General features: G+C 70.8%; 22 protein-coding genes. 9 read left to right on the plus strand and 13 right to left on the minus strand.

The window, feature by feature from the left end; genetic code table 11:
• Window positions 1-5: 5 nt before the first annotated feature.
• From M8C13_RS06645 to M8C13_RS06690, 10 genes are all read right to left on the minus strand, one after another.
• On the minus strand, window positions 6-539 hold the full coding sequence (locus tag M8C13_RS06645) for a hypothetical protein (protein WP_252479589.1): 534 nt from the start codon (window positions 537-539) through the stop codon (window positions 6-8).
• The gene (locus tag M8C13_RS06650) at window positions 536-1,750 is read right to left on the minus strand and encodes an MCE family protein (RefSeq protein ID WP_252479590.1); all 1,215 of its coding nucleotides are present in this window, start codon (window positions 1,748-1,750) and stop codon (window positions 536-538) included. The genes M8C13_RS06645 and M8C13_RS06650 overlap by 4 nt, the downstream gene beginning before the upstream one ends.
• Window positions 1,750-2,850: an MCE family protein gene (locus tag M8C13_RS06655; protein ID WP_252479591.1), complete on the minus strand. Its 1,101-nt coding sequence runs from the start codon at window positions 2,848-2,850 to the stop codon at window positions 1,750-1,752. Before M8C13_RS06655 ends, M8C13_RS06650 begins: the two co-directional genes overlap by 1 nt.
• The gene (locus M8C13_RS06660) at window positions 2,850-3,938 is read right to left on the minus strand and encodes an MCE family protein (protein WP_252479592.1); all 1,089 of its coding nucleotides are present in this window, start codon (window positions 3,936-3,938) and stop codon (window positions 2,850-2,852) included. The genes M8C13_RS06655 and M8C13_RS06660 overlap by 1 nt, the downstream gene beginning before the upstream one ends.
• Window positions 3,935-4,924, minus strand: coding sequence for an MCE family protein (locus M8C13_RS06665; protein WP_252479593.1), 990 nt, complete (start codon window positions 4,922-4,924; stop codon window positions 3,935-3,937). The genes M8C13_RS06660 and M8C13_RS06665 overlap by 4 nt, the downstream gene beginning before the upstream one ends.
• Window positions 4,921-5,940: an MCE family protein gene (locus M8C13_RS06670; RefSeq protein ID WP_252479594.1), complete on the minus strand. Its 1,020-nt coding sequence runs from the start codon at window positions 5,938-5,940 to the stop codon at window positions 4,921-4,923. The genes M8C13_RS06665 and M8C13_RS06670 overlap by 4 nt, the downstream gene beginning before the upstream one ends.
• Window positions 5,937-7,187: an MCE family protein gene (locus M8C13_RS06675; protein WP_252479595.1), complete on the minus strand. Its 1,251-nt coding sequence runs from the start codon at window positions 7,185-7,187 to the stop codon at window positions 5,937-5,939. Before M8C13_RS06675 ends, M8C13_RS06670 begins: the two co-directional genes overlap by 4 nt.
• 9 nt (window positions 7,188-7,196) lie before the next feature.
• Window positions 7,197-8,447 (minus strand): hypothetical protein, encoded by a 1,251-nt coding sequence (locus tag M8C13_RS06680; protein WP_252479596.1) that lies wholly within the window; start codon window positions 8,445-8,447, stop codon window positions 7,197-7,199.
• 3 nt (window positions 8,448-8,450) lie between these two features.
• Window positions 8,451-9,071, minus strand: a complete 621-nt coding sequence (locus tag M8C13_RS06685; protein ID WP_252479597.1) for a DUF6801 domain-containing protein — start codon at window positions 9,069-9,071, stop codon at window positions 8,451-8,453.
• 485 nt (window positions 9,072-9,556) lie between these two features.
• Window positions 9,557-9,829 (minus strand): MFS transporter, encoded by a 273-nt coding sequence (locus tag M8C13_RS06690; RefSeq protein ID WP_252479598.1) that lies wholly within the window; start codon window positions 9,827-9,829, stop codon window positions 9,557-9,559.
• A gap of 164 nt (window positions 9,830-9,993) precedes the next feature.
• Here M8C13_RS06690 and M8C13_RS06695 point away from each other — a divergent pair, with 164 nt between their 5' ends.
• Genes M8C13_RS06695 through M8C13_RS06715 form a run of 5 tightly spaced genes read left to right on the plus strand, consistent with a single transcriptional unit; the run spans window position 9,994 to window position 15,085 of the window.
• Window positions 9,994-12,507, plus strand: a complete 2,514-nt coding sequence (locus M8C13_RS06695; protein WP_252479599.1) for an RNA helicase — start codon at window positions 9,994-9,996, stop codon at window positions 12,505-12,507.
• Window positions 12,508-12,510: 3 nt separating this feature from the next.
• Window positions 12,511-13,101: a Uma2 family endonuclease gene (locus M8C13_RS06700; RefSeq protein ID WP_252479600.1), complete on the plus strand. Its 591-nt coding sequence runs from the start codon at window positions 12,511-12,513 to the stop codon at window positions 13,099-13,101.
• A gap of 45 nt (window positions 13,102-13,146) precedes the next feature.
• On the plus strand, window positions 13,147-13,494 hold the full coding sequence (locus M8C13_RS06705; protein WP_252479601.1) for a RidA family protein: 348 nt from the start codon (window positions 13,147-13,149) through the stop codon (window positions 13,492-13,494).
• Window positions 13,494-14,132, plus strand: a complete 639-nt coding sequence (locus M8C13_RS06710; RefSeq protein WP_252479602.1) for a transcriptional regulator — start codon at window positions 13,494-13,496, stop codon at window positions 14,130-14,132. Before M8C13_RS06705 ends, M8C13_RS06710 begins: the two co-directional genes overlap by 1 nt.
• Window positions 14,129-15,085: a threonine/serine dehydratase gene (locus M8C13_RS06715; protein WP_252479603.1), complete on the plus strand. Its 957-nt coding sequence runs from the start codon at window positions 14,129-14,131 to the stop codon at window positions 15,083-15,085. Before M8C13_RS06710 ends, M8C13_RS06715 begins: the two co-directional genes overlap by 4 nt.
• Here M8C13_RS06715 and M8C13_RS06720 read toward each other — a convergent pair.
• Window positions 15,082-17,829 carry an ABC transporter permease gene (locus M8C13_RS06720; RefSeq protein WP_252479604.1) on the minus strand — a complete coding sequence of 916 codons (2,748 nt, stop codon included), beginning with the start codon at window positions 17,827-17,829 and terminating at the stop codon, window positions 15,082-15,084. The two genes, M8C13_RS06715 and M8C13_RS06720, sit on opposite strands and share 4 nt — an antisense overlap.
• Window positions 17,830-17,897: 68 nt before the next feature.
• Window positions 17,898-18,488 (minus strand): PadR family transcriptional regulator, encoded by a 591-nt coding sequence (locus M8C13_RS06725; RefSeq protein ID WP_252479605.1) that lies wholly within the window; start codon window positions 18,486-18,488, stop codon window positions 17,898-17,900.
• A gap of 188 nt (window positions 18,489-18,676) precedes the next feature.
• Here M8C13_RS06725 and M8C13_RS06730 point away from each other — a divergent pair, with 188 nt between their 5' ends.
• The 3 genes from M8C13_RS06730 to M8C13_RS06740 all read left to right on the plus strand — a co-directional run bounded on the left by M8C13_RS06730 (window position 18,677) and on the right by M8C13_RS06740 (window position 21,656).
• Complete coding sequence (locus tag M8C13_RS06730; RefSeq protein ID WP_252479606.1) at window positions 18,677-19,327, plus strand: response regulator transcription factor; 651 nt, start codon at window positions 18,677-18,679, stop codon at window positions 19,325-19,327.
• Window positions 19,328-19,410: 83 nt separating this feature from the next.
• The gene (tdh, locus tag M8C13_RS06735; protein WP_252479607.1) at window positions 19,411-20,472 is read left to right on the plus strand and encodes an L-threonine 3-dehydrogenase; all 1,062 of its coding nucleotides are present in this window, start codon (window positions 19,411-19,413) and stop codon (window positions 20,470-20,472) included.
• On the plus strand, window positions 20,472-21,656 hold the full coding sequence (locus tag M8C13_RS06740; RefSeq protein WP_252479608.1) for a glycine C-acetyltransferase: 1,185 nt from the start codon (window positions 20,472-20,474) through the stop codon (window positions 21,654-21,656). The genes tdh and M8C13_RS06740 overlap by 1 nt, the downstream gene beginning before the upstream one ends.
• Here the strand turns inward: M8C13_RS06740 and M8C13_RS06745 are convergent.
• Window positions 21,653-22,279 (minus strand): uridine kinase, encoded by a 627-nt coding sequence (locus M8C13_RS06745; protein WP_252479609.1) that lies wholly within the window; start codon window positions 22,277-22,279, stop codon window positions 21,653-21,655. The two genes, M8C13_RS06740 and M8C13_RS06745, sit on opposite strands and share 4 nt — an antisense overlap.
• Window positions 22,280-22,352: 73 nt before the next feature.
• Between M8C13_RS06745 and M8C13_RS06750 the strand changes: the two genes are divergently transcribed.
• On the plus strand, window positions 22,353-22,832 hold the full coding sequence (locus tag M8C13_RS06750; RefSeq protein ID WP_252479610.1) for a DUF4383 domain-containing protein: 480 nt from the start codon (window positions 22,353-22,355) through the stop codon (window positions 22,830-22,832).
• The last annotated feature ends 254 nt before the right edge of the window (window positions 22,833-23,086 follow it).

Consider the following 23,086-nt stretch of genomic DNA (forward strand, 5'->3'; position numbering starts at 1 on the left):
TCCTTTCAGGAGGCCGCGACCGGGACCGGACCGAGCCCGCTGAGCTTCCAGCCGGTCTCGGTGCGGGTCAGCTCGGCCTGGAACCGGTTGCGCTTGGTGGTGGCCGCGGCCCCGTCCGGGGCGACCTCGATCTCCACCGCGGCGATCAGCTTCGCCTTGCCCGCGCGGTCGTCCAGCTCGGTGACGGCGGCGTCGGTGACCCGCCCGGTGGTGACCGTCTTGGTCTCCTCGATCTGCTTCTTGCTGCTGGCCCCGGTGTTGCGCAGCTCCTCGTGCAGCGCGCCGGTGGAGGTCTCCAGCCAGCGGCGCATGCCCTCATCCACCCGCCGGTAGTCCAGGCTGTTGAACTCCGCCACCGCCCGCTCCCCGGCGCTGCGCACCTGCTCGCGCAGCTCGGCGAACTTGACGCCGTCGTCCTCGGCGGCGGCGTACCACCACCAGCCCGACCCGGCGGCCAGCAGCGCGGCGGCCACCGCGAGGATCACGGGCAGCCGCAACGGGTTCCGGCGTGCGGTGGCCGGTTCGGTGGTCTCGCTCATCGGTTTCCTCCCGGCAGACCGAGCAAGCCGCCAAGGGTGGCGGTGTCCGGACTCAGGCTTTCCAGCTGTGCGGGTTGCCAGTTCGAGGTGGCGGCGGTGGCCTTGCCGCCCTTGGGCGCGTTCTGCGATCCCCTTACGCCCGTGGGGTGTCCGCGCGGCAGGGTGCAGGCGGCCTGGGTGTTCAGCGGCTTGCCCGGGGTGGTGGTCAGGCCGTTGCGGTACTCGGTGCCCTCATAGCCCTGGGTGCAGGGCAGCGGGTTGAAGTAGGTGACGGTCATGCCGAAGTGCGCGCCATCGGCCCGCGCCACCGTGCTGCCCGCGGCGACCGCGGCCGGCGCGGTGAACAGCAGCTGCTCCAGCCCGGCGTTGCGGGTGACCATGACGTTGGCCGTGGTCAGCAGGTTCGCGATGACCACGCCCAGGTTCGGCCCGGTCTCCCGCAGCACGGCGGAGACCTGGTCGGAGACCGGCGGCACCGCGGCCACCACCTTGCGGAAGTCGCCGTCGGAGGAGCGGAACTGCTGGGCCAGCAGCTTGGCGTTGCGGGTGAGGTCCTTGAGCGCCTGGGACTGCTCGGCCTGGGTGTCCAGCACGGTGCGGCCGTCGGTGAACAGCTGCTTGGTCTGCGGCAGGTGCTCGATCGCGGCCTCGGTGAAGGAGCCCGCGGAGTCCAGGATCTGCTGGAGGTTGCGGCCGGAGTCGGTGAACGCGGTGCCCAGCTCGTCCACCACGGTGCGCAGCGACTTGGTGGGCACCGAGGACACCAGGCCGTCCACGGCGGCCAGCACGTGCTCCACCGGCTTGGGGATCCTGGTGTCGCTCTGGCCGATCACCGAGCCCTGGGCCAGGTACGGCCCGCCGTCGCGGCGCGGGCGCAGGTCCACGAACTGCTCGCCGACCGCGGACCGGTTGCTCACCACGGCTTGCGCGTCGGCGGGCACCTGGGGGCCGTCGTCGTCCAGGATCAGGTCCACCTCCACGCCGCGGGCGGTCAGCCGCAGCGGGCCGACCCGACCGATCGGCACGCCGCGGTAGGTGACCTCGGCGTTGGTGAAGATGCCGCCGGAGTCGGCCAGCTGCACCCGCACGGTGTAGCCGGCGTAGCCGAACCAGCGGTCCAGTCCGGCGTAGCGGGCGCCCACGTAGGACACCCCGACCAGGGCGACCAGCACGAAGATGCCGATCTGCCAGCGAATCCGCGCGGAGAGCATCAGCGCACCCCCGTGGAGACCGCGGGCACGCCGTCCACCGGCGGCAGCGGCAGCACCGGCTTGGCCGCGTTGTCCGGTTTCGGCTGGGTCCGCTGTTGTGGTTGCTGTGCCTCAGGTCCTGGGTTCTTGACGTGCAGGGTGAGGTAGGTGTTGAGGTAGTCGCCCTTGATCGCGTTGAGCGCGGCGTCCGGGAACGGGTAGGTGAACAGGATCTCCAGTGACTGCGGCAGGTTCTGCCCCGCCTCCACCAGTCGTTGCAGGATCGGTTGCAGCGCCTTGAGATCGGCCACGAAGTCGTCCTTGCTGCGCCGCACGGTGTCCACCGCGACCTTGCCCATCTTGTCCAGCGCGGCCAGCATCGCCACCATCGACTCCCGCTGCTCGTGGAAGACCTGGAGGCCGGGGCCGAGGTCGGTGATGGCCTTGTCGATCTGCCCGGTCCGCCCGGCCAGCACGGTGTTGAGCCGGTTCATCCCGTCCAGGGCCTTGGTCAGGCTCTCCTTGTTCTGGTCCAGCTGGGTGACGAACTTGTCCATTGTGGACAGCAGCGCCTTGAGCTGGGTCTCGTTGCCGTCGAAGGCCGAGGCCAGCTCGCGGCTGATGTCCCGCAGCTGCTGCACCCCGCCGCCGTTGAGCAGCAACGACAACGCGCCGAAGACCTCTTCCACCTCGGGGTTGCGGTTGGTCCGACTGACCGGGATCACCGCCCCGTCGGCCAGCATCGCGGTGTCCGCGCCCTGCTCGGCGGGCCGGGCCAGCTCCACGTACTTCTCGCCCAGCAGGCTGGACTGCCGCAGCCTGGCCAGTGCCGCGGCGGGCAGCTTCACCTCTCCGTTGACCGCGACCGTGACGTCCACGGTGCGCCCGTCCTCGGCCAGCTCGATCCGCTCCACCTTGCCCACCGCGACGTCGTTGACCTTCACCGCGGCCTGCGGCACCAGGTCCAGCACGTCCCGGAACTGCGCGGTGACCCGGTAGGGCCGCTCGCCGAGGTCCGCGCCGCCGGGCAGCGGCAGGTTGTACAGCCCGTCGAACCCGCCGACGCCGCACCCGGTGGCCAGCAGCGCCACCGCGCCCAGGGCCAGGATCTGTTTGCGCATCACCGTTCTCCTGCCGGGAGGGTGTGCAGGTCGCCGACCACCGGCAGCGGCAGCACGGGCAACTTCTTGGCATCCGCGCCCGCACTGACCGGGACCAGCCTGGTCTTGGCCTTCGGCGAGAGCTCCAGCAGGTTGACCCGCCCGTCGATGACCCGCTGCTCCGGGTTGTAGGCGTTGAGCAGGTTGGTCATCGCCAGCGGGGCCACGTCCAGGGCCTCGGCCAGTGCGGAGCGCTGGTCGGCCAGCACCTTGGTGATCCCGGTGAGCTTGTCCACTGTGGACTTGACGCGACCGCGGTGCTCGCCGATGAACTCGCCGACCTGGCCGAGCGCGGCGGGCAGCTCGGCCAGCGCGGCGCGCAGCGCGTCCCGGTCGGCGGCCAGGAAGCGGGTGACCTCGGCCAGCTGTTGTTCGGCCGCGACCACCTGGTTGTCGTTGCGGGCCAGCATGCCGGTGAACTTGGCCAGGTTGTCCACGGTGCCGAACATGTCCTGCTGCGAGCCGTCCAGGGTCTTGGCGGCCTGGCCGAGGTCGCGGAACAGCTTGTTCAGCGCGGCCCCGTTGCCTTCCAGGTTGGCCGCGCCGGTCTCCAGCAGGCTGGAGAGCGCGCCCTCCTTGTTGGCCCCGTTGGGTCCCAGCGCGGTGGCCAGCTTCTCCATGCTCTCGTAGAGCTGGTCCAGCTCCACCGGGCTGGCGGTGCGCTCGACCGGGATCACCGCGCCGTCGGCCAGGACCGGCCCGCCGCGGTAGACCGGGGCCAGCTGGAGGTAGCGGTCGGAGACCAGGCTGGGCGCGATCGAGACCACCTTGGCCTCGGCCGGCGCTTTCACCCCACTGTCCAAAGTGAACTCGACGCGGACCCGTTGTCCTTGCGGCTCAACGGAGTCGATGGTGCCGACCCGCACGCCGAGCATCCGCACGTCGGATCCGGCGTACACGCCGACCGCGGCGGCGAACCAGGCGGTGGCCCGCACCCGCTCGGCGCCGCCGCGCCACCACCACACCCCGGCCACCCCGGCGACCAGGGCGAGCACCGCCACCCCGATCAGCACCCGGGTTCCCTTGCCACGACTGCGGAACCAGCTCATTTGCCGCCTCCCTTGGGTGGCACGCAGCCCTCTTCGCCGGAGACCGGCGCGAGCAGGCCGCACATGTAGCTGTCCACCCACCGGCCGTTGCCCGCCGCGTTGTTGATCAGCCGGTAGTACGGACCGGACAGCGAGAGCGCCTTGTTCAGGTTGTCCTGGTTGCGCTGCAACACCTCGGCCACCTTGTCCAGCCGGTCCAGCGCGGGCCCGAACTGGGCCTTGTTGTCCTGCACCAGCCCGGTCAGCTCCCTGGACAGGTCGCGGATGCCGGTGAGCAGCTTGCTGATCGCCTCCCGCCGGTTGCGCACCTCCGCCAGGAGCTTGTTGCCGTCGGCGAGCAGGGTGGCGATCTGTTCGTTGCGGTCGCTGAGCGTCTGGGTGATCTTGCGGCTGTTCTCCAGCACCTTGGCCAGCTCCAGGTCCCTGGAGGCGATGGTGGTGGACAGCGCGGACATCCCGTCCAGTGCCTTGCGCACGTGCTCCGGCGAGTCGCGGAAGGTCTCGGAGAGCACCGTGAAGCTCTGCGCGAGCTGCTGGGTGTCGATCTGGCCGATGGTGTCGGTCAGGCCCTGGAAGGCGTCGCTGATGTCGAACGGGGTGCTGGTGCGCTCCTTGGGGATCGGCGTGTCGCCGTCCAGGCTGCCGCCGCCCTGCGGGTCCAGCGCCAGGTACTTCTGGCCGAGCAGCGTCTTGATCCGGATGGACGCGCCGGTCTTGTCGCCGAGCTCCACGCCGGAGACCTTGAACCGCACCGCGACCCGGTCCCCGGCCAGCTCGACCGCGCTGACCGTGCCGACCTTGAGCCCGGAGACCCGGACCTCGTCGTCGGGCTTGATCCCGGCCGCCTCGGTGAACTCCGCGGTGTAGGTGGAGCCGCCGATCATCGGCAGGTCCTCGAAGAAGAAGGTGGCCAGCACCGCGATCCCGATCGTGGTCAGGCCCGCCAGGCCGACGGTGACCGGGTTGCGTTCCCGGAAGGGCTTCATCCCTTGCACCTTTCGTGGGTGAGCGGGATCCCGACCGGCGGCCCGCCGGGTGCCGGGGGCACCCCTGGTGCGGAGGCCGAGCAGAGGAAGAAGTTGAACCAGGAGCCGTAGGAGCCGATCCGGCCGATCGCCTCGAACTTGGTGGGCAGCCGGTCCAGGAACTCCGTGAGCAGCTTCGGTTGCTCCATCAGGTTCCCCGACAGCGCGCCGAGTCCGGCGATGTCGGCCTTGAGCGGGGCGCGCGCCTTGTTCAGCAGGTCCGCGGTGGCCCCGGTCAGCTCGGACATCGAGCCGATCGCCTCGCCGATCGGCTTGCGGTCCGCGGCCAGCCCGCTGACCAGCTTCTGCATGGTGCCGATCAGGTTGGCCAGCTGGTCGCCACGGGAGTTGACCGTGCTGAGCACGGTGTTCAGGTTGTTGATCAGGTCACCGATCACCTTGTCCTTGGCCGCGATGGTCGAGGTGAGCGAGGCGGTGCGGGCGAGCAGGCTGTCCACCGTGCCGCCTTCCCCTTGCAGCACCTGGACGATCTCGTAGGACAGCTTGTTCACATCATCGGGGTTCAGCGCCTGAAACAGCGGCTTGAACCCGTTGAACAGCAGGGTGAGATCCAGCGCGGGCGTGGTGCGCTCCAACGGGATCTGCCCCTCCGGCGGCAGGGTCGCGGTGGTGCCCGCACCCTGGTCCAGGGCCAGGTAGCGCTGGCCGACCAGGTTGCGGTAGCGGATGGCGGCGGTGGCCGAGGCGAAGATCCGCCGCCTGCCCTCGACGGAGAACTGCACCTCGACCACCCCCCGGCCGGCCAGTCGCAGTCCCTCGACCTTGCCGACCCGGACCCCGGACATGCGCACGTCGTCGCCCTCGTTGAGCGAGGTGACATCGGAGAAGCGCGCGGTGTAGAAGTTCGCGCCCACCGCGGTGGTGTTGGAGATCGTCACCGCGAGCAGGGCGGTGACCAGCACGGTGAGCACGGCGAAGACGCTGAACTTGAGCAGTGGCGCGGTGACTCCCCTCATTTCAGGGTCACCTCCGTTCCCCGGTAGATCGCGCCGAGCAGCACGCCGCTCCAGGACGGCACCGCCTCGGGGGTGCGGCCGAGCGCGGGCGCGAGCAGCTGGGCGAGCAGTTGGCTCTCCTGTGGCGAGTTGGCCAGGCCGAGGTCGGCGGTGTCCCCGCTGACCGGCAACGCGACCGCCTTGCCGCCGCTGGGCGGGCTGCCGAAGGGGTAACAGCGCGGACCGCCGCGGGCGTTGTACACCGGATCGTCCTTGCCCGGCTTGTACTCCCCGCGCGAGGGCACCGGGTGCAGGTGCACCTTCAGGCCCGGCCGGTCGGTGCCCGCGCCGAAGGCGGAGTTCATCACCGACTTGAACTTGGTGAGCGTGTCGGCCATGCACGGCCACGAAGGCGAGTACCTGGCCATCGTCTCCAGGGTGGCCCTGCTGGCGTCGGAGAGCCGGATCACGTTGTCCTTGTTGGCGCGCAGGAAGCCGCCGAGGTCGTTGGCGGTGGCGCCCAGGCTGCGGTACAGCAGCTTCAGGTTCTCCCGCTGCTCGACGAAGGTCTTGGTGGTGACGGTGAGGTCGCTGAGCGCGTCCAGGGCGTCCGGGATCGCGGTGCTGTAGGTGTCGGCCACCTTGACCAGCTCGCGCATGCCCTCGGTGAGCGCGGGCACCTCGGGGTTGATCTCGGTGAGGTAGTGCTCCAGCCGGACCAGGTTCTGCCCGAGCGCCTTGCCCCGGTTGGCCAGGGCGGCCGACATCGCGCCGAGGGTGACCGAGAGCTTGTGCGGCTGCACCGCCTCCAGCATCGGCATCAGGTTGGCCAGCAGGCGTTCCAGCTCGATCGCGGTGGCCGAGCGGTCCTGTCCGATCACGTCGCCTGCGTCGAGGGTGTCGCCGGTTCCGTTGTCCGGCAACATCAGCGCGACGTAGCGCTCACCGAAGAGGGTCTTGGGCAGCAGCCGGGCGGAGACGCCCTTGGGGATGAGCGCCAGCTTGTCCGGCTGCATGGCCAGCTCCAGCTCGGCGCCCTCGCCGCGGCTGGAGATGCGTTTCACCGAGCCGACCACCAGTCCGCGCACCTTCACGTCGGACTCGGTCATCAGCTGGTTGCCCACGTGGTCGGTGCGCAGCAGCACGCTGACCGCGGAGCTGAAGTCGCCGCGGTAGACCGCGACGGTCAGGCCGAGCAGCAGCGAGATGATCACCAGGAACAGCAGGCCGAGCAGGCGGCCCCTGAGCACGTGCGGGTTCGGCGGCATCGGCGGGCCTCACTCATATCCGAGGAAGGTGAGGGTCAGGTTCAAGGTGTTGCCGGGCCCGGAGATCAGTCCGGTCAGCAGCGAGTCCAGCGGCTCGGTGACACCGCAGTTGCCGAAGGGCGGGATGGTGTAGGTCGCGCTCATCGGGGTGGGCCTGGTGGGCAGGAACGGCGGTGGCGGCGGGGCCGAGACCAGGTCGATCACCGCGGGTTCCACGGTCCTGCAGTTCGGTCCCACGTCCAGGGGCACGCCGCCGACCTTGATGTCGCGCAGCTTGATGAACATCTTCGAGGTCGCCTTCACCTGGCCGCGCTCGATGATGCCCGCCACCTGGCCGACCGACTCGAACTCGATCACCGAGTTGTTGGGCACGAACCGGAACAGCACGAAGTAGCCCTTCGACGGCGGCAGGGTGAGGTCGCCCTTGATCTCGCCGACCGGCAGTTTGATGATCACCTCGGTGAGCATCTCGCCGGGGCCGATCTTGACCTCGGACTCCATCTTCTTGATCCGGGACACCCCTTCGACCTTGTACCGGATCCGCCGGGCCAACGGCCCCAGCTGCTGGTCCTCGCCCGCGCCCGGTGCGGTCGTTCCGGTGCTGGGCAACGGTTTCCCGCCGGTGGTGGGCACCGGCAGGGTGCCGCTGGGGGCGGGCACGGTGGTCAGGTTCCGCCCGGTGACCGGGAGCTTGACCAGCTGGGCGTCCTGCCCGTCGTCCTTGGCGCACTTGAGGATCAGCGGCGGCCCGTCGGCGGTGGCCGAGCCGAGGGTCAGGGTCAGCTCGGTCGCGGTGACGGTCAGGTCGCCGGGTTTGACCGGGGTGAGCGCGGGGGCCTTGCCGGTGGCGACGACCTTCAGCTCCCCCTTCTCCGGCACCTCGGTGGCCGCGACGCTCAGCTCTTCCGCGGTGACCGCGGTGGAGAGTCCCGCGCCGCCGACGGCCAGGCCGAGAGCGGCGGTGCCGATCACCGACTTCGCGCCGCCGAGGGCGGGCAGCACCGTCTCCGGCAGGGTCGCGGTGACGGTGAGGGCGGACTGGACCGGCGCGCCGACCGAGCCCGAGGCCGGGAACACGCCCGCGACCTCGGTGACCACCTGGGCGGTCAGCTCCGGCGTGGTGCAGGTGTAGGCGATCCGGCGGGCTGTCGATTCGGCGGCCGCGCTGCCGTCGCCGACAAGGGAGACGCCGAGTGCCGGCACCAGCAGCGCCGCGGCCGCGAGGGCCCCGAGCCGGTGCGCCGATCCAGTCCGGGTCATCTGCTACTTCCTCGCCGCGGCGACCGGGATCTCGCCGAGCTTGAGGTCCTGCCCCGGGTTCTCCTTGCAGGGCAGGTCGAAGGTGCCCAGCTCGGTCGGCGAGCCGTCGGCCTTGCGCGGGGTCAGCTTGGCGTCGAACCCGCCGCTGACGATCGCCTGGGCCTGGCCGGGGTTGTCCACCGTGGTCGGCGGGACGTCGCCGGTGGCGGGCACGGTCAGGTCACCGGTGTCCGGGATCGGGGTGGACGGCACGGTCATGCCGTTGATGTCGACCGTCTTGCTCACCCCGGCCGCGTCCTTGACGTCGAAGTGCGCGACCGCGGAGCCGTCCAGGGTCTTGGCCTCGAACAGGTCGAAGGCCTCCACGATCCGCTCCGGCACCAGCACGCTGACCTTGAAGTCGGTGGCCTGCGCGGGCTGGCCGACCACGGCCGAGTCCGGCAGGTTCACCGAGATGGTCACCTGGAGCTCGTCGGGGCCGATCAGCGGGAACTCGCAGGTGTAGGTCAGGGTCTTGGTGACCGGCACCGCCTGCGCGACCCCGGCGCCGACAGCGGCGAGGGCCAGGCCGGCGAGCACGGCTGTGGTCCGAGTCAAGATGGTGGTCAAGTGGCGTCGAGCCATGTGAACTTCTCCCTCGGTCAGCGAGCGTCATTGTTCGCCGAATTCACTCGAACGACTCGTTGACAGAAAAAATCCGGGGCAGGGGAGTCGCCGAAAGAAACCCGGAAGGCAGGCGGCAATACGGCAGGTGACCTGCACGAACGGCCTCCTACTAGCCGGTAGGTTACTGTCGTGTGTCATAGCTAGGCAAGAACCAAACCGAGGAAACTCCCCCAAGAGGCCAACATTTCGGCCGTTTTGTCACCAGCCTGACAATCCACTCCGCCGAACGTGCTCACCGGGGCACCAAATTCCCGGGTCAAGTTGTCAGCGCATCAAAATAATGACCCGATGGAGTGATGAGGGCGCACCCATTCCCCGGCATAGGCGTTTGCGATACCGCCGAAATGTGCCGCCGGTTAGGCCGAACGACCGGCTTCCGCCTGCGACAACGGCCGCGCTGGCCCCGGCCGAGGCGAAGAAGAACACCGCGGACCAGGCCAGGGTCAGCCCGGTCGCGGACAGCGCGCCGTTGCCGACAGCGCGGCGGTGCCGATCAGCAGCAGCCCGGAGCCGAGGTAGCAGACCGAGATCATGAGGTAGAGCACCAGGGTGAGCAGGAACAGCTTCTTGCGACCGAACCGGTCGGTCAGGTAGCCGAAGACCAGCGAGCCGAGCACCGCGCCCAGCACGTAGCAGGAGGCGGCGAAGCCGACCTCGAAGTCGGTCAGGCCCAGTCCGTTGCCCGGTTCGGTGAGCCGTTCGGCCAGCGCGCCCACGGCAGCCGGTCCAGCCGCGCCGGAATGGCCGTCTCCACCTCGCCCGCCGCCCGCCGCGGCCGCTGCTCGTCACCGAGACGCATGAGCGCCGGGATACCCGGTGGATCACCAACTACTCCCCGCTGGTGACCAGGTCAGCCGGGTAAGGCACGATCGGGGGCACCATGACGCTCACCGAGTACCTGCCGGACGGCCAGGATCCCGACGCCCTGTTCGACGCCTTCAGCACCTGGGCCGCGGGCCAGGGGATCGAGCTGTACCCGGCGCAGCAGGAAGCGCTGATCGAGATCGTATCCGGCGCGAACGTGATCCTGTCCACGCCGACCGGCTCCGGCAAGAGCCTGGTCGCCGCGGGGGCGCACTTCGCCGCGCTGGCGAACAAGCAGCGGACCTTCTACACCGCGCCGATCAAGGCGCTGGTCTCGGAGAAGTTCTTCGCGCTGATCGAGATGTTCGGCGCGGAGAACGTCGGCATGATGACCGGCGACTCCAGCGTCAACGGCGACGCGCCGATCATCTGCTGCACCGCGGAGATCCTGGCCAACATCGCGCTGCGCGACGGCGCGGACGCCGAGGTCGGCCAGGTCGTCATGGACGAGTTCCACTTCTACAGCGAGCCCGACCGCGGCTGGGCCTGGCAGGTCCCGCTGATCGAGCTGCCCAAGGCGCAGTTCCTGCTGATGTCGGCCACCCTGGGCGATGTCAGCCGGTTCGAGGAGGACCTGACCCGGCGCACCGGCCGCCCCACCTCGGTGGTCAGCTCGGCCGAGCGCCCGGTGCCGCTGTTCCACTCCTACGTCACCACGCCGCTGCAGGAGACCATCGAGGAGCTGCTCTCCACCCAGCAGGCCCCGATCTACGTGGTGCACTTCAGCCAGGCCGCCGCACTGGAGCGGGCGCAGGCGCTGATGAGCATCAACGTCTCCAGCCGGGCGGACAAGGACGCGATCGCCGCGCAGATCGGCAAGTTCCGGTTCACCGCCGGGTTCGGCAAGACGCTGTCCCGGCTGGTCCGGCACGGCATCGGCGTGCACCACGCGGGCATGCTGCCCAAGTACCGCCGCCTGGTCGAGCAGCTGGCCCAGGCCGGTCTGCTCAAGCTGATCTGCGGCACGGACACCCTGGGCGTGGGCATCAACGTGCCGATCCGGACCGTGGTGTTCACCGCGCTGAGCAAGTACGACGGGGTGCGCACCCGCATCCTCAAGGCGCGCGAGTTCCACCAGATCGCCGGCCGGGCCGGGCGGGCCGGGTACGACACGGTGGGCAACGTGGTGGTCGAGGCGCCCGACCACGTGGTGGAGAACGAGCGCGCGCTGGCCAAGGCAGGCGATGACCCGAAGAAGCGGCGCAAGGTGGTGCGCAAGAAGCCGCCGGAGGGCTTCGTCTCCTGGGGCGAGCCGACCTTCAAGCGCCTGGTCGAGGCCGAGCCCGAGCCGCTGACCTCCAGCTTCCAGGTCAGCCACGCCATGCTGCTGAACGTGATCAACCGCCCCGGCGACGCCTTCGCCGGGATGCGGCACCTGCTGGAGGACAACCACGAGGACCGCCCGGCGCAGATCAAGCACATCCGCCGCGCGATCGCGATCTACCGCGCCCTGCTGGCCGCGGGCGTGGTGGAGAAGCTGGACACCCCCGACGAGGACGGCCGCACGGTCCGCCTGACCGTGGACCTCCAGTTCGACTTCGCCCTCAACCAGCCGCTGTCCCCCCTGGCGCTGGCCACCATCGAGCTGCTGGACCGGGACTCCCCGACCTACGCGCTGGACGTGGTCTCCGTCATCGAGTCCACAGTGGACAATCCGAGACCCGTTCTCTCCCAGCAGCAGTTCCGCGCCCGCGGCGAGGCCGTCAACAAGATGAAGGCCGAGGGCATGGAGTACGAGGCGCGGATGGAAGCCCTGGAGGAGGTGACCTGGCCCAAGCCGTTGCAGGACATCCTGGAGGCGGCCTACAACATGTACCGCCGGGGTCACCCCTGGGTCGCCGACCACGAGCTCTCACCGAAGTCGGTGGTGCGCGACATGTACGAGCGCGCCATGACCTTCGTCGACTACATCGCCTTCTACCAGCTGGCCCGCTCCGAGGGCCTGGTCCTGCGCTACCTGGCCGACGTCTACAAGGCCCTGCGCCAGACCGTCCCCGACGACGCGAAAACCGAAGAGCTCACCGACCTCATCGAATGGCTCGGCGAACTGGTCCGCCAGGTCGACAGCAGCCTGCTGGACGAGTGGGAGCAGCTCCGCAACCCCACCGACGAGGACGACCCCGAACAGTCCACAGTGGACACCGGCCCGCCGCCGGTCACCGCCAACCCCAGGGCCTTCCGGGTCCTGGTCCGCAACGAGTTGTTCCGCCGCGTGGAACTGGCCGCCCGCCGCGACTACTACACCCTGGGCGAGCTGGACGCGCACGCCGGCTGGGACGCCGAGCGCTGGCGCGAGGCCCTGGAGCCGTACTTCGAGGAGTACGACGAGATCGGCACCGGCCCCAACGCCCGCGGCCCAGCCCTGCTGATGATCAACCAAGACGAGCACCCCGGCCAGTGGGTGGTCCGCCAGGCCTTCGACGACCCGGCAGGCGACCACGACTGGGCGATCACAGCCGAGGTGGACCTGGCGGCATCGGACGAGGCGGGGAGCGCGGTGGTGCACGTGACCCAGGTCGCCCCGGCCTGACCGATGCCCGGGACCAACTGGCCCTACCCGCCACCGAACGGCTGGACCGCCGCCGATCTCGACCAGATCGGCGGCGACGGGCCGTGCGGGGAGCTGGACGCGCTCCAGCACATCGAGCTGGTCGACGGTGAGCTGATCGTCATGGCGCCGCGGACCGAGTTCCACCGCCGCGTCGTGGAACGTCTGCGGGACGAGCTCCAGCGGCAGGCGCCCCCGCACCTGGCCGCCACCCGTGAGATGGACGTGGTGCTCGGCCCCCGCCAGCGCCCCTGCCCCGACGTCTCCATCGTCACCGCCACCGCCGCCCGCGACCTGGACCGCACCTTCTACCAGCCCGAGGACGTGCTGCTGGTGGTCGAGGTGGTGTCCAAGTCCTCGGAGATCAGGGACCGGGAGACCAAGCCCCGCCGCTACGCCGAGGCGGGCATCGCGCACTTCTGGCGGGTGGAGAACAACTCCGGCGCTCCGGTCGTCTACGTCTACGAGCTCGACCCGGCGAGCCGCTCCTACGCGCTGACCGGCATCTTCCACGACCGCCTGGAATGCCGCGTGCCCTTCCCCGCTGACATCCGCTTGGACACCCTGGTTCGCTAGCTCACACTCCTTGGACACTCAGTCCAGCAGTTGTACATTTCGTCCATGACCGACGAGCACCCGTACTCCACCGCCTTCCGCACCGGCGACCTGGTCGCCGTCTCCGGCCGCCTCGGCGTCACCGAACCGGGCGTCCTGACCCCCGGTGGCTTCCCCGCCGAATGCGCCCAAGCCTTCGCCAACCTCGACGAAGCCCTGGCCGAGGCGGGCGCGCGGCGGAGCGACGTGGTGCAGGTGACCGCCTACCTCACCGACATCGCCGATCGGGACCGGCTCAACGCCGCCTTCGCCGGGTTCTTCGCCGAGCCGCGGCCCGCGCGCACCTGTGTCGGGGTGGCCAGCCTGCCCTACGGCGCCTGCGTGGAGATCGACGCGCTCGCCAAGGTGCTCTGATGGCGGAGCGGGAGGCGATCCTGGCGGCGCTGGGGCCGGTGGCCGACGGGATCGTGGCCACCTTCGGCGGGTGTTGCGAGGTGGTGGTGCACGACTTCCGGCGGCCGGCGAACTCGGTGGTGGCCATCGCGGGCGCGGTGACCGGGCGCGGGGTGGGCGGGTCGATGAGTGAGATCGGCATGGGGCTGCTGGCCAGGGGCGATGACGCGGCGGACCAGCTCAACTACATCACCCGCACACCGGACGGGAAAATGGTCAAGTCCTCCACGATGTTGTTGCGGGACAGCGACAACACCGTCTTCGGCGCGCTGTGCGTGAACCTCGACCTCACCGGGCTCACCCAGGCCCAGCAGCTGCTCGGCGGGCTCGCCGGGGTGGACAACCCGCTGCCCGCGCCGACCACCACCTTCGGCGACGACATCGACGCCGTGATCGACTCCATTGTGGACAGACGTCAGCTGGCCGATCCACGCCCCTGGGCCGAACTGGGCCGAGCGGAGCGCCTGGCGCTGTTCCAGGACCTCAACGAGCAGGGTGTGTTCGCGGTGCGCCGCGCGGTGCCCAGGGTCGCCTCCCGCCTGGGCATCTCCCGGGCCTCCGCCTACAGCTACCTCGCCCAGATCAAGGAGAACTCATGACCGCCCTCCCGGTGACCCTGGCCGACGTGCGGGAGGCCGCCGCCCGGCTGGCCGGGGTGGCGCACCGCACCCCGGTGCTGCGCTCCCGCCAGCTCGACGACCTCGTCGGCGCGCGGGTGCACCTCAAGTGCGAGAACTTCCAGCGGATCGGCGCGTTCAAGTTCCGCGGCGCCTACAACGCGGTCTCCCGGCTCTCCGAAGCCCAGCTGCGCAAAGGGATCGCGGCATATTCCTCCGGCAACCACGCCCAGGCCGTGGCGCTGGCCGCCCGCGAACTGGGCAGCAGCGCGGTGATCCTGGTGCCCGAGGACACGCCACAGTCCAAAAAGGACGCGACCGCGGGCTACGGCGCGGAGCTGGTCACCTACGACCGCTACACCGGCGACCGGGTCGCCATCGGCAACCAGCTGGCCGCCGACCGCGGTCTCGCGCTGATCCCGCCGTATGAGCACCCGCACGTGATCGCCGGCCAGGGCACCGCCGCGCTCGAGCTCCTGGCCGAGGTCGACGACCTGGACACGGTGCTCACCCCGGTCGGCGGCGGCGGGCTGATCGCCGGCTCGGCCACCGCGGCCAAGGGCCTCTCCCCCGGCATCCGGGTCATCGGCGTGGAACCCGAGGCCGGCGACGACACTCGCCGCTCGCTGCTGGCCGGTGAACGGGTCTCGGTCCCGGTGCCGCGCACCATCGCCGACGGCCAGGCCGCGGAGATCCCCGGCGAGCTGACCTTCTCGATCAACCGGCGCCTGGTGGACGAGGTGGTGCTGGTCAGCGACGAGGAGATCCGGGCGGCCATGCGCTTCGCCTTCGAGCGGCTCAAGATCGTGCTGGAGCCCAGCGGCGCGACCCCGCTGGCCGCGCTGCTGACCGGCAAGCTGCCCACCGGCGGCCGGATCGGCGCGATCCTCTCCGGCGGCAACATCTCCCCGGAACGGTTCGCCGAGCTGATCTAGGTGTGCCTGCGGTCGATGGTCACCCTTCGGCGCACGCAGGCCAGTGCCACCAGGGCGGCGATCGCGGGCACCACCACCAGCACGAACCCGATCACCGGCCAGGGCAGGACCAGCTCGTAGGGCAGCGCCACCGGCCCGTCCCGCCACATCCGGCGCGCGCCCTGGGCGGAGACCACCGCCGCGGGCAGGATGCCGACCAGCACGCCGAGCACGCTGCCCAGGCCGGAGATGATCAGTGACTGGGTCACCGCCAGCGAGCGCCGGGTGCGCAGCGAGGCGCCGACGGTGGCCAGCATGATCGAGTGCCGCCGGGTGTCGATCAGCGAGAGCACGGTGGCGGTCACCGCGGCCGTGGTGCTCAGCAGCGCGGTGCAGGCCAGCAACAGCAGCGCGAACAGCGCCGCCTCCCTGGTCGTGCCGCGCTCCACGTAGCCGCTGAGCCCGAAGGCGCGCACCACCTCGCCGATCCGGTCCTGCTCGAACCGGCTCAGCCGCCGGTCCAGCTCGATGTCCAGGCCGCGCAGGCTCGGCGCCACCCCGGTGCGCGCCGCGGTCTCCGGCGGCAGCACCATCAGCGCGGAGCCGACCTCGCTGGGCACGGCCAGCGCGGGCAGGGCGAGATCATGGCGGCCCTGCGGGGTGTTCACCACCAGCCTGGCCATCCCGTCCTGCACGTACCTCGCGTCCAGCACCACCGCCTCGCCGCGGGCCAGCGCCGCCGCCGCGGCCGGGTCGGTGACCCCGCTGACCCGGCGCAGCAGCTCGGCGTCGCCCACCAGCACGGTGCCCAGCAGCCGCCGGTGGTGCACACAGTCCGGCCCGCCCGGCGGCAGCCACTGCTCCCTGGTGGTCCACTCCGGCCCGCACCCGGCGGCCGGGGACATGGCCACCTCCACCGTGTGCGGGCAGCCCCCGCCGCCACAGCGGTCCCAGGTCCCCGGCAGCGCGGTGACCTCGGCGAAGGACCGCGCGGGCAGCGCGCCGGCCAGGGTGCGCCGCAGCGCCTCCCACTCGGGCGGGCGGGTGGCCGCGTCGGGCACCAGGACCGCGGCGTGCCGGTCCGGCAGGGTCGGCCAGTAGCGGCCGGAGGTGTAGGCGTTGCGGGTGACGTCCAGGGTGGCCAGCGCGATGGTGCCGATCACCACCGCCATCACCGCGGCGATGGCAGGCGCGCTGCGCGCCCGGTGCCTGCCCAGCTCGCGCAGCGCGATCCGCACGCTCACCGGCAGCGCGGGCGCGAGCGCGGCGATCCCGCCGACCAGCGCGGGGAAGCAGGCGAACAACCCGACGCTGACCAGCAGCGTGGCCACCGGCACCAGGCCGCGCCAGTCCAGCGCGAAGGCCGCCGCGGCGGCCACCGCCAGCCCGGTGAGCACCAGCGCCGCGCCCAGCACCGGGGTCACCCTGGACGGCCGCCGCTCGCTGCGCCGGTCGGCCAGCAGCTGCCCGGCCCTGGTCCGGCCAGCCCGCACCGCCGGCACCACCGCGGCGGCCAGCCCGGCGAAGACGCCCAGCGCGAACGGCAGCACCAGGTCGTCCAGGCCCACCTGGAACCGCCAGATCCGCGGCAGGTCGAACCGGTGGAACAGCTCGATCAGCACCCCGGCCCCCACCGTGCCGACCACACTGCCCAGCACCGCGCCGCCCAGGCCGAGCAGCAGGCCCCACAGCAGCAGCAACAGCACCAGGTGCCCGCCGCCTGCCCCGTTGGCGGCCAGCGCGCCCAGCTGCCGCCGCCCCAGCCGGATGCCGACGGCGAACATCGCCCCGCCCAGCAGCACCACCTGCACCACCGCGATCCAGACCAGTAGCATGCCCAGCCGCTCGCCGGTGGACTGGCTGCGGTCCTGCCCGCCGGTCAGGTCGTCGATGAGCAGGTCGTGGAAGCTGCGGTAGACCTCGGTGGGATCGGCGGGCAGCGGCACCCGCTCCGGCGGCGGCGGCTCGGTCACCGCGCCCCTGGAGTACACCGCCAGCCCGTGCTCGTTCGCCGCCAGCACGGCGGGCCAGTCGAAGTCCTTGTCCACCAACCACATCCGGCCACCGAGCCGGGGCCGCTCACTCGGCGGCAGGCTCGCGGCCAGCTGCTCGTAGAGCGCGCCGGGCTGGGCGTAGAGCACCAGCTCGCCGTGGTCCCTGGCCGGCCGGGCCACCCCCACCACCAGGAAGGCGCGGCCGGCCTCGGGCACGGCGACGGTGGCGCCGAGCTCGATCCCGGCCGCGCGCAGGAACTCCGGCGAGGCGGCGAGCTCATCCGGCCCCTTCGGCGCCCGGCCGCGCACGTGCTCGGTGATGCCCCGGGCCAGCGGATGGAGGTAGTCCAGCTCCTGGAACTGGGCGCTCAACCGGGTCTGCCCGGCCTGCGCGGTCAGCAGCGAGCGGGTCATGGTCAGCGTGGTCGCGCCCGGCGGCAGCTCCGGCCAGGTCGCGTGCCGGTGGGCCGGGGCGCCCTCTCCCGGTGGCGCGGGCCGCACCTGGGAGCCGTCCAGGTTCTGCAGGATCGGCACGTCGCCGTAGCCTGCGTCGGCCACCCTGGCCCCGGCCTGGCCGATGGTCTGCTCGATGGTGCGGCGCGGGCTGGTGCGCTGGGCGTCGGAGAGCACGTCGCTGAGCAGGGTGGCGGCCACCGGCACCGAGATCATCACCGCCAGCGCCAGGCTCGCGCCCCTGGTCACGCTGATCCAGCGCAGCACCAGCCGCAGCACCGCCCGCACGGCGGGCAGGCAGAACACGCCGCGCCGCATCGACCGTCCCTTCCGGACCGGGTTCCCGCTGTCGTCAGCGGCAGTCTTCCCGGCGGGGACGGCTCAGGTCATCCTCCGACTCGCCCGGGTTCGGCCTGTTCGGCCACGGGCGCGGCGGCCGGGGCCGGTGCGGTCTCCTCGGCCTGGGCGCGGCGGGCCAGCCGCTGTTCGCACTGCTCCAGCCAGCGCACCTCGGCCTCGGCCTGGAACACCAGCGAGTCCAGCACCAGCAGCCAGGCCAGGTCCTCATCGGCGGAGGCCTGCGCCTTGAGCCGGGTGTAGTTCTGCAGCACCCGCAGCGTGTGCAGCCGCTGCACCCGGACGATGCCGCGCGCGTCCACCCCGGGTAGCGCGGCGGCCAGGGCGATCTTGATGGCCAGCTCGTCGCGGGCGGGCGCGCCGCGGTCCACCGGGGACTGCAGCCAGCGCTGCACCTCGCCCCGGCCACCGTGGGTCAGCCGGTAGTAGATGTGGCCCTCGGCGTCCTGCCCGGCCGGTTCGACCAGGTCGTCGCGTTCGAGCCGCCCCAGCGTGGTGTAGACCTGCCCGATGTTGAGCGGCCAGGTCGACCCGGTGCGCGACTCGAACTCGGCGCGCAGCTGGAAGCCGTACTTGGGCCCCTGCTGTAACAGGGCCAACAGGGCCTGGCGGATTGACATGACCCCGTAGGTACCATCTCCGACCCCGCTTGTCGCCCCTCCTGTCGAATCTGGTTTGGACCAGTTACCGCTCCGCGCACCGGCACAAGCAGGCCGAATTGAAAACTCAAAAGAGCATACAGTGCCACTATATCGAGTATGCTACTCTGCGAAACCCCTGGCGCCGCCCCTGCGTTCCCGAGGTTTCCATGGCCGTCCAAGCAGATGTCCGGGTATTCGTCATTGATCCGCAGCCTATTGTCATAGCCACCCTGCGCACCGTGTTCGCCGGCACCGCCGACATCACCCAGGTAGGTGGCGCCACCTCATGGCTTACCGCGTATCCCCAGTTCAACCGGTGTCCTCCGGATGTCGTACTCCTGGAGCTGGCCAGCCCGCTGGACGACGGCCTCGAACTGATCCGGCACTTCCGCGAATACCACCCCGGCGTCGAGGTCCTGGTGTTCAGCGGCGAAGGACGCCGGGTGCTGTGCGCATTACGCGCGGGCGCCCGCGGTTTTCTGCTGAAATCCACCGGCCGGACTCAGCTCATCGAGGCGGTGCGCCGGGCGCGGGCCGGTATCGCCACCGTGTCACCAGAACTGCTGTGCCAACTGGTGGCCGAGGTTCAGCAGGACGGCAGCAGGCCAAAACTGTCAGCCCGCGAACTGGAAGTGCTCCGGCTGGTCGCCGCGGGCCACCGCAACGCCGACATCGCCCGCGACCTGTTCGTCACCGAGGCCACCGTGAAGAGCCACCTGCAACGGGTCTTCGGCAAGCTCAAGGTCAACGACCGGGCCGAGGCGGTGCGGGCCGCGACGGCCGCCGGACTGCTCTGTGCAGAAGGACTGAATCGCTAGTTCAGTAATCGTCGATGGACGCATGCGCACGTGCGCACCCAGACTCAGGCATCGCGTAACCGCTAGTTGTCTGGAGATGCCTGGTGAAAGCACTGATCAAGGCGAAGGACGAGCCCGGCCTGTGGCTGGAGGACGTCCCGATGCCCGCCGTCGGCGCCGACGACGTGCTGGTGCGGGTGCGCCGCACCGGCATCTGCGGCACCGACCTGCACATCCAGGACTGGGACGACTGGGCCCGGCGCAACGTGCCGGTGCCGCTGGTCACCGGGCACGAGTTCGTCGGCGAGGTGGTCGAGGTCGGCTCGGCGGTGCGCGAGGTGGCGGTGGGCGACCTGGTCAGCGGCGAGGGCCACCTGGTCTGCGGCAAGTGCCGCAACTGCCTGGCCGGGCGGCGGCACCTGTGCGCCCGCACCAAGGGCCTGGGCGTGCACCACAACGGGGCCTTCGCCGAGTACGTGGCGCTGCCGGCGACCAACGCCTGGGTGCACCGCAACCCGGTGGACCTGGACGTGGCCGCGATCTTCGACCCGTTCGGCAACGCGGTGCACTCCGCGCTCAGCTTCCCGATCATGAACGAGGACGTGCTGATCACCGGCGCGGGCCCGATCGGCGTGATGGCCGCCGCGGTGGCCAAGCACGCCGGCGCCCGGCACGTGGTGATCACCGACGTCAGCCCGTACCGGCTGGAGCTGGCCGAGCAGGTCGGCGTCTCGCTGGCGCTGGACGTCAGCAAGCACACCATCGCCGACGCGCAGCGCCAGCTCGGCCTGCGCGAGGGCTTCGACATCGGGCTGGAGATGTCCGGGCAGCCCTCCGCGCTGCGCGAGATGATCGCGAACATGACCCACGGCGGCCGGATCGCGATGCTCGGCCTGCCCAGCAAGGAGATCCCGGTGGACTTCTCCACCGTGGTGCTCAACATGCTCACCATCAAGGGCATCTACGGCCGGGAGATGTTCGAGACCTGGTACTCGATGTCGGTGCTGCTGGAAGGCGGCCTCGACCTCAGCCCGGTGATCACCCACCGGTTCGGCCACGAGGACTTCGAGGAGGCCTTCGCCACCGCCCGCGAGGGGCGCTGCGGCAAGGTCATCCTCGACTGGACCACGAACTCCAGCACCGACCCAGCACGGAAAGGGACCTGATGTTCGGCAGCATGCGCGAGGACCTGCGCAACAGCCTCCAGGAGATCCGCGAGGCCGGCCTGTACAAGGCCGAGCGGGTGATCACCACCCCGCAGAACGCCTCGGTCGGCGTCGGCGGCGGCCCGAAGGTGCTCAACTTCTGCGCCAACAACTACCTCGGCCTGGCCGACCACCCGGAGGTGGTGGCCGCGGCCAAGGCGGCGCTGGACGAGTGGGGCTTCGGCATGGCCTCGGTGCGGTTCATCTGCGGCACCCAGCAGATCCACAAGGACCTGGAGGCCCGGCTGTCGGCCTTCCTGGGCACCGAGGACACCATCCTGTACAGCTCCTGCTTCGACGCCAACGGCGGGCTGTTCGAGACGCTGCTCGGCGCCGAGGACGCGGTGATCTCCGACGAGCTCAACCACGCCAGCATCATCGACGGCATCCGGCTGTCCAAGGCCAAGCGCTTCCGCTACAAGAACCGCGACATGGCCGACCTGGAGCGCTGCCTCATCGAGGCCAAGGACGCCCGCTACCGGCTGATCGCCACCGACGGCGTGTTCTCCATGGACGGCTACCTGGCCCCGCTGGATGAGATCTGCGCGCTGGCCGAGAAGCACAACGCGCTGGTCATGGTGGACGACTCGCACGCGGTCGGCTTCACCGGCCCGACCGGCGCGGGCACCCCGGAGCTCTTCGGCGTGCAGGACAAGGTGGACGTGCTCACCGGCACCCTGGGCAAGGCCCTCGGCGGCGCCAGCGGCGGCTACGTCTCCGGCCGCGCCGAGATCGTGGAGCTGCTCCGCCAGCGCTCCCGCCCGTACCTGTTCTCCAACTCGCTGGCCCCCGCGGTCACCGCCGCCTCGCTCAAGGCCCTCGACCTGATCAGCACCTCCGGCGACCTGCTGGAGAAGCTGCGGCAGAACACCGAGCTGTTCCGCCGCGAGATGACCGCCCGCGGCTTCGACGTGCTCCCCGGCGAGCACCCGATCGCGCCGGTCATGATCGGCGACGCGGCCGAGGCCGGCCGGATGGCGGAGGCGCTGCTGGAGCAGGGCATCTACGTGATCGGCTTCTCCTACCCGGTGGTGCCGCACGGCAAGGCCCGCATCCGCACCCAGATGTCGGCCGCGCACAGCACCGACGAGGTCTGGCAGGCCATCCACGCCTTCGAGAAGGCCCGCGAGACCCTCAACGGCTAAGGCTCCACCAGGGCGGGATGCCGAGGATCGTCGACCCGGACAACCAGATCGGCCAGGTTGTCCGGGTCGACCTCCTCCGCGTACCGCTTGTACGCGGGCAGCGTCCAGTGCAGCTCCGCGGCCGTGCGCCGGGCCAGCGCCGCCTCGGACAGTCGCAAGTGGACGGTCAGCTCCAGCGGAAGTCCTTGTCCCATCAGCAGTGCGCCGTCCAGCAGCAGCACCCCGCCCGGCGGCAACGGCACCCGCCGCGCCCTGGTCGCCCGGTCCGTGACCGGGTTCCACAGGCTCGGCAGCACCAGGCCGGATCCCTGTGGCGCCAACGGGTCCAGCACCTCCCGGCGCAGCGCGCCCGCGTCCAGCCAGTTGAGGTAGAAGGAGTCCGGGTCCCGCCTGCCGTGTTCCAGCCGCAGCGAGGCCGGGCGCAGGAAGTCCCCCGCGGAGACCCGCAGCACCGGCCTGCCCCGCACCCGCAGCGGCTCGGCCAGCGCGTCGGCCAGCAGGCCCGGCTCGGCCGCGGCGGCCCCGTCCACGGCGACCCTGGCCCACAGTTGCCTGGGCAGGGCGGCGATCCGGTCGGCGACCTCGGTCACCAGGACGTCGAAGGACACCGGTCGCACCCGCATCCCCCCATCCTGCCAACCGGTCGCGTTTGGCCGGGAACGCCCCGGGTAGCCGGGGTCCACGAGGAGGTTTGCGATGAGCGAGCGAGTAAAGCCTGCCCGGTTCCCCTGGCCGCAGATGGTCGCGCTGAGCACCGGCGCCATCTTCTTCCTGCTGGGCCTCGGCGGCTTCGCCGTGACCGGCTTCACCGACTTCTTCCGGCACGACCCGGTCATCGACGCGCTCGGCTTCACGCTGAACCCGATGCACAACGTGATCCACTTCGTGCTCGGCCTCGTCGGCGGGATCTGCGCCAGCGGACTGCGCGCCACCATGGCCTACGGCTGGCTCCTGATCGTCGCCTACGGCGCGGTCCTGGTCTACGGCCTGTTCGTCACCGGCGACCCCGCGCACGACCTGCTCAACCTCAACTGGGCGGACAACGTGCTGCACCTGGCCGCGGTCGGGGTCGGCGTGCTGATCGTCATCGGCGCCAACCGGATCGGCCGCGAAGACGGCTGGGTGGTGCCCCGGCCGGGCGCCCCGACCCCCGGCCAGTCAGCCAATCGAGGGTGAGCTACTGCACGTGCGAGTTCCGGAACAAGAAGGAGTGGTAGACCGTTGAACAAGTTGACTGACGCGTGCCAGATCCGGCGACGAGCATCCCGAGAGTCGCTGTCGAACCCGGGTGGCATGCGGTGAACCCCCCAGACCACCGCCTCCCCCATCCGGTGGAGATCGCCGCGTCAGTCCACCGCCGTCGGTCGGTAACACCCCCCTCGCCGGCCGACGGCCCCCTTCGTTTTGGGGAACAAACGGCAAGTGCGATA

This window comes from Crossiella sp. SN42, assembly GCF_023897065.1.
In the GTDB taxonomy this organism is placed as follows: Bacteria; Actinomycetota; Actinomycetes; order Mycobacteriales; family Pseudonocardiaceae; genus Crossiella.